This is a genomic window from Phenylobacterium sp. (assembly GCF_025934275.1).
Lineage (GTDB): Bacteria > Pseudomonadota > Alphaproteobacteria > Caulobacterales > Caulobacteraceae > Phenylobacterium.
Genome location: NZ_JAICYI010000096.1, coordinates 1 through 6,132, shown reverse-complemented (window position 1 = coordinate 6,132; position 6,132 = coordinate 1). Strand labels below are relative to the sequence as shown.

At 69.7% G+C, this 6,132-nt stretch carries 7 protein-coding genes and 3 pseudogenes; all 10 read right to left on the bottom strand.

The window, feature by feature from the left end; genetic code table 11:
* A pseudogene (locus tag Q0W60_RS17075) lies at positions 1-63 on the bottom strand (30S ribosomal protein S19); the annotation flags it as partial.
* A 3-nt stretch (positions 64-66) separates the two neighbouring features.
* Entirely contained in the window at positions 67-903 is an 837-nt protein-coding gene (rplB, locus tag Q0W60_RS17070) for a 50S ribosomal protein L2 (RefSeq protein ID WP_297697283.1), read from the bottom strand.
* A 4-nt stretch (positions 904-907) separates the two neighbouring features.
* On the bottom strand, positions 908-1,210 hold the full coding sequence (locus Q0W60_RS17065) for a 50S ribosomal protein L23 (RefSeq protein WP_297697282.1): 303 nt from the start codon (positions 1,208-1,210) through the stop codon (positions 908-910).
* Positions 1,210-1,848, bottom strand: coding sequence for a 50S ribosomal protein L4 (rplD, locus tag Q0W60_RS17060; RefSeq protein WP_297697281.1), 639 nt, complete (start codon positions 1,846-1,848; stop codon positions 1,210-1,212). The genes Q0W60_RS17065 and rplD overlap by 1 nt, the downstream gene beginning before the upstream one ends.
* Before the next feature lie 137 nt (positions 1,849-1,985).
* A pseudogene (rplC, locus tag Q0W60_RS17055) lies at positions 1,986-2,702 on the bottom strand (50S ribosomal protein L3); the annotation flags it as partial.
* 13 nt (positions 2,703-2,715) lie between these two features.
* Entirely contained in the window at positions 2,716-3,024 is a 309-nt protein-coding gene (rpsJ, locus tag Q0W60_RS17050) for a 30S ribosomal protein S10 (protein ID WP_297697280.1), read from the bottom strand.
* Positions 3,025-3,283: 259 nt separating this feature from the next.
* The gene (locus tag Q0W60_RS17045; RefSeq protein ID WP_297697279.1) at positions 3,284-4,132 is read right to left on the bottom strand and encodes a hypothetical protein; all 849 of its coding nucleotides are present in this window, start codon (positions 4,130-4,132) and stop codon (positions 3,284-3,286) included.
* Between the two features lie 4 nt (positions 4,133-4,136).
* Entirely contained in the window at positions 4,137-4,970 is an 834-nt protein-coding gene (locus tag Q0W60_RS17040; RefSeq protein ID WP_297697278.1) for a DUF2807 domain-containing protein, read from the bottom strand.
* 22 nt (positions 4,971-4,992) lie between these two features.
* Positions 4,993-5,835: a DUF2807 domain-containing protein gene (locus tag Q0W60_RS17035; protein WP_297697277.1), complete on the bottom strand. Its 843-nt coding sequence runs from the start codon at positions 5,833-5,835 to the stop codon at positions 4,993-4,995.
* Positions 5,836-5,992: 157 nt separating this feature from the next.
* Positions 5,993-6,132, bottom strand: a pseudogene (gene tuf, locus Q0W60_RS17030) (elongation factor Tu); the annotation flags it as partial.

Sequence of the window (6,132 nt, the reverse complement as noted above, 5' to 3'; positions counted from 1 at the left end):
GGCTTCGGCCTTCTTGAGCAGGTATCCGTCGACGAACGGACCTTTCCAGACAGAGCGGGTCATGCCTTAGCGAGCCTTCCTGGCGTGACGCGAGCGGATGATGAACTTGTCCGTCGCCTTGTTCGTGCGGGTCTTGCGGCCCTTGGTGGGTTGGCCCCACGGGGTGACCGGGTGGCGGCCGCCGGAGGTGCGGCCCTCGCCGCCGCCGTGCGGGTGATCGATGGGATTCATCGCGACGCCGCGGACGTGCGGGCGCTTGCCCTTCCAGCGGTTGCGGCCGGCCTTGCCCAGGACCTCGTTCATGTGATCGGGGTTGGAGACCGCGCCCACCGTGGCCATGCAGCCGTCCTGCACCATCCTGAGCTCGCCCGAGTTCAGGCGGATCTGGGCGTAGCCCGCATCGCGCCCGACCAGCTGGGCGTAGGCCCCGGCGGCGCGGGCCATCTGGCCGCCCTTCAGAGGCTTCAGTTCGATGTTGTGGATGATGGTGCCGATCGGCATGCCGCGCAGCGGCATGGCGTTGCCGGGCTTCACGTCGGCCTTCTCTGCGGCGATCACCTCGTCGCCGACCCTCAGGCGTTGCGGCGCCAGGATGTAGGCGAGCTCGCCGTCGGCGTACTTGATGAGCGCGATGAAGGCTGTGCGGTTCGGATCGTACTCGAGGCGCTCGACGCGGCCGGGCACGCCCAGCTTGCGCCGCTTGAAGTCCACGACGCGATAGAGCCGCTTGGCGCCGCCGCCGCGGAAGCGCACCGCGGTGCGCCCGCCGCCGCCCCGGCCGCCGGACTTGGTCAGGCCTTCGACGAGGGACTTCTCCGGCCGGCCCTTGTGCAGCTCGGATTTGTCGACCAGCACCAGGCCGCGGCGGGCCGGCGATGTCGGATTGAATTGCTTCAAGGCCATCTGGTCAGAGCCCCGTGGTGATGTCGATCGACTGGCCCTCGGCCAGCGTCACGACAGCTTTCTTGACATCGGACCGGCGGCCCTGGATGCCGCGGAACCGCTTGGTCTTGCCCTTGACGTTCAGGGTGTTGACCTTGGTCACATTGACTTTGAACAGCGCCTCGACGGCGGCGGCGATCTCGTCCTTGGTTGCGTCGGCGGCCACCTGGAACACCACCTTGTTCTGCTCGGAGAGCAGGGTCGCCTTCTCGGTGATCACCGGGGCGACGATGGCGTCGTAATGGCGGACGGTGGGCTGCTCGGCCATCACGCGGCCTCCTCAGGCGAAAAGCGCGCGCGGATGGCCTCGACCGCATCCTTGGTCAGCACCAGGGTCTGGCGGCGCAGCACGTCGTAGACGTTGAGGCCGGCGTTCGGCAGCACGTCGACATTGGGGATGTTGCGGGCGGCGAGCTTCAGGTTCGCGTCGACCTCGGAGCCGGCGATGACCAGGGCGTTTGTCACCCCGATCTTCGCGAAGCTGGCGCGCAGGGCGGCGGTTTTGGTGGCTTTGACGGTCGCGGCGTCGAGCACGATGAGCGCGCCGGTCTTGGCCTTGGAAGAGAGCGCATGCTTCAGCGCCAGCGCGCGGACCTTCTTTGGCAGATCGAAGGCGTGGCTGCGCACCACCGGACCGTGGGCCTTGGCGCCGCCGACGAACTGGGCCGCGCGCCGCGAGCCGTGGCGGGCGCCGCCGGTGCCCTTCTGGCGGTACATCTTCTTGCCGGTCCGCGAGACCTCGTTGCGGACCTGGATCTTGTGGGTGCCAGCGCGGCGCTTGGCGAGCTGCCACGTGACGCAGCGCTGCAGGATGTCGGCGCGGATCTCCTCGATGCCGAAGATCTCGTCCGGAAGCTCGATCGAGCCGCCCTTGCCGCCGTCCAGCTTGATGACGTCGAGTTTCATTGGGCTTCACCCCCGGCTTCGGGCGTCTCGGGAGCGGCGGCGGCTTCCGGGGCGGTGGATTCGTCGACCTGGGTCTCGGGGGCGGCGGTCGCCTCGGCGGGCGCCTCCTGGCCCACGGTTTCGGGAGTCTCGTCGACGGCGGCTTCCGCGGGCGCTTCTTCGGCGGGCGCCGGCTCGCGGGAGGTCTTGAAGGCGCCGGGTTTCGGGGCCTCGGCCGGAAGCTGCGACTTCACCGCGTCGCGGATCTTGACGAACGAGCCTTCCGAGCCCGGGACCGCGCCCTTGACCAGGATCAGCCCGCGTTCCGCATCGACGCGCCAGACGGTGAGATTGAGGGTTGTGACGGTTTCCTGGCCGAGGTGGCCGGCCATCTTCTTGCCCGGGAAGGTCCGGCCCGGGTCTTGCCGGTTGCCGGTGGAACCGTGGGCGCGGTGCGAGACGGAGACGCCGTGGGTGGCGCGCATGCCGCCGAAGTTCCAACGCTTCATGGACCCGGCGAAGCCCTTGCCCACGGACGTGCCGGTCACGTCGATCTTCTGGCCCGGTACGAAGTGGTCGGCGGTGATCTCCGCGCCCACGTCGATGAGGTTGTCCTCCGAGACCCGGAACTCGGCCACGGCGCGCTTTGGCTCGACCTCGGCCTTCGCGAAATGGCCGCGCAGCGCCTTGGAGGTGTGCTTGGCCTTCTTGGCGCCCGCGCCGAGCTGAAGGGCCACATAGCCGTCCCGCTCCGCCGTGCGCTGGCCGACGACCTGGCAACCCTCGAGGCTGAGCACGGTCACCGGCACATGGCTGCCCGCTTCATCGAAGAAGCGCGTCATGCCCAGCTTCTTGGCGATCACGCCGGTTCGCATCGGCTTGGTCCCCTCAGAGCTTGATCTCGACGTCCACGCCGGCGGACAGGTCGAGCTTCATCAGCGCGTCCACGGTCTGCGGGGTGGGATCGACGATATCGAGCACGCGCTTGTGCGTGCGGATTTCAAACTGCTCGCGCGACTTCTTGTCGATGTGCGGCGAGCGATTGACGGTGAATTTCTCGATGCGCGTCGGCAGCGGGATCGGCCCCCGCACGGTCGCGCCGGTCCGCTTGGCCGTATTGACGATCTCGCGGGTGGAATAGTCCAGCACGCGGTGATCGAAGGCCTTGAGCCGGATGCGGATGTTCTGACGATCCATATCGCTCTTTTCGTTCCTTACAGACGGCGGGCCGCCCGCGTGATCTCGACCATTTCAAAGACCAACCCGAACCCCCGGAAGAGGGCCCGGACGCGAAAGTCCGCACAAACGACTTAGGCCCGCGCGACACCCGCGAGGGCCCATTCCCGAAACGCTACGATAGGCACTGTCTCAGGTCGTTCCGCGAACCGCGTCTAACCCGCAAGGATTACGGCCGGTCCAACAGGAGGCGCGTAGATACCGATCCGACCCCGGTCCGTCAAGGCCGCGCCGCGGGTTTCGGCGCCCGGTAGGCGACGACCTCGCCGGGCTTCATGTGCGGGACGAGGAGCTCGTCGCGGAACCGAGCGATGTCGTTGATGTAGACGCCGACCTTGCGGCTGTCGATGAGCGTGGCGACCTTGCCGTCCGGCCCGATGAGATACAGCCGGCCGGGCCATTCGCTGGCGTAGTAGGCCCCGCCTCCCGCCGGCGCCAGGCCGTCGCCCAGGCCCAGTCCGTCCGCCAGCACCTTTGGCGCGCGCGTGGCGTAGTCGAAGGCGAGCAGCTTGCCGCCCATGGTGATCATGAGCAGCCGCCCGGGCTCGGGCAACAGGCCGTTGGCGCCCTTCAGGAGCGGCCCCTCCGCCCAGATGCTCAGCCGGCCCTCCTTCAAGACGTAGATGCGTGCCGTCTGGGAATCGCTCACCACCGGGGCGCCGTCCGGCAGCACGGCCACGTCGTTCAGGAACTTGCCGCCCGGCGCGTCGTAGCGGGCGGTGATCCTGCCCGCGTTGCGGTCGATCTCGACGAGCCGGGTGATGTCGGAGACGTAGAGTTTGTCGCCGGCCACGACGGCGCCCTTCGGCGCGTCGAGACCCGTGATCCAGGTGCGCTCGATCATCCGGCCGCCGGGCGAGAGGCGGCTGATGAAGCCGTTGCCGTCGCGGGCGTCGGCCTCGCCGTTCACGTTGGCGACGTAGAGCGTCCTGCCGTCGGGGCTGGCCGCCACGCTTTCCGGATCGGCGAGGCCGCCGACGCGCCACACCGGCTCCCATCCGGCCTGGGCCGTAGGCCTGGGCGAACAGGCCGCAAGCGCGACCAGGACGATCAGGCTCGCCGGACGCATCGCCTCACCTCCCGATGCTCACTCCGCCTGACCCCATCACCATCTTCGAAACCGGCCCCTTCACCTGCCGCACGCGCACGTCGCCGGAGCCCATGATCTTGGCGCTCAGCCGGTCGGCGACGCCGCCGAAGCTGAGGTCGCCGGAGCCGGCGATGGCCACGTTCACCACCGGGGCATGGCCGTCGCGCACGCGTACGTCGCCGGAGCCGGCCATCCGTGCGTTCAGGGCGCCGCCTATGGAGGCCACGGTGACGTCGCCGGAGCCGGCGATTTCGACCTGCAGCGGCCCGCGGACCTCCGCCGTGACGACGTCGCCCGAGCCCGCCACGCGGACATGCGCCTCGCCGGCCGAGCCTGCGCGCACATCGCCCGAACCGGCCTCGTTCAACCGCAGCCGACCTTCGACGTTGGCGATGGTCCAGTCGCCGCAGCCGGCATTGGCGAGATCCAGGTTCGCCGTGCGGCCGACCGATCCGAACACCGCGCCGCTCGCCTCCACATCGGCGTCGCGGGGGACATGGACGACGAGCTGCGGCATCTCGCGCCCGCCCACCTCGCCAACCCCGGCGACGACGACGCGGGGATTGGCCGCCGGCCCGCGGCAGTTGCGGATCCTGCGGCGCAGGCCGCCGTCGACCACCGTCCGGCCGCCGACGGTGCGAACCTCGAGCGGCAGGCGCGGATTGTTCGCCAGGATCTCGACCCGCACGTCGTTGCGGGCCTCCGGAACAACGGTGACGCGGGCCACCGCGTCCTTGATTTCCACCGTCGCCGCTTGGGCGGCGCCCGCCAGGACGGAAAGCCCGCTGGCGATCGCCAGGATGAGGCCGACACGCATTCCGGAAACTCCCTTGCGCGCGCTAGGAGCGCTGATCATCGATCGAGACGTGGCCGATGCCCGAGATCGACTTGGTCACCTGGCCGGTCACCTGCCTGACATGCACGGCGCCGACGCCCGAGATGTCGGCCTCGAGGCTGCCGGCCGAGCCGCCGAAGTCGACGCCGCCCATGCCGGAGACCAGCGCTCGCACGTTGGTCGCACGGCCCTCGGCCACGCGCACCCGCCCGAGGCCGGAAACATGGGCGTCCATCGGACCGTCCATCAGATCCTCGACCTGCAGGCGGCCCTTGCCCGAGAGGCTGGCGGCCATGCCGTGGCGCACCCGCACCGCGTGGATGTCGGCGGCGCCCGAGAGCCGTACGTCGAGCCGTCCTACCGCTCCCATCCGCACCACGCCGGCGCCCGATTCCTCGACCGAGACGTCGCCCTGCACGTCGGCGATCGTCCAGGCGCTGCAGCCGGAATCGTGCAGCCGCACGCTGCCGGCGCGCCCGATCGCGCCGAACACCGCGCCGTTGCTGGCGAGCGTCACGGCGCGCGGGGTACGGATGACGACCTGCGGGATCGCCTCGCCCGCCACCTCGCCCACGCCCCAGACCCAGGCGTGGGGTCGTTCGCTCCGGCTGCAGCTGCGGATGCGGTGGGCCAGGCCGCCATCGACGATGACGTCGGAGCCAACCGTACGGACCGCCATCGGCAGCTTGGCATTGCGGGTGAGAAACTCGACCTTGATGTCGGCTCGGTCCTCGGGAACGACGGTGACGCGTGCGACGGCGTCACGGATCTCCACCGAGGCGGCCCTGGCGCCGCCGGCCGCGGCGAGCGCGACCGCGGTCGTCGCGATGGCGATGGTCCTGCGCATCGTCCAGTCCCCTTTGTTCAGCGCGGGGGAAGCTAACCTCGCCGATCGGTGGGGGCAGCTTAAATCGCGGTCATGACTTTTCGGACAGCAAGAAGGCCGCCGGGCTGGCCGGCGGCCTTCTTGCCGGACTTGCCGCGCCCATGGGGCGGGCCGGCGGCTACTCGATGATCTTGGAGACGACGCCGGAGCCGACCGTGCGGCCGCCCTCGCGGATCGCGAACCTGAGCCCCTGGTCCATGGCGATCGGGGTGATCAGCTCGACGTTCAGCTCGGCGTTGTCGCCCGGCATGATCATCT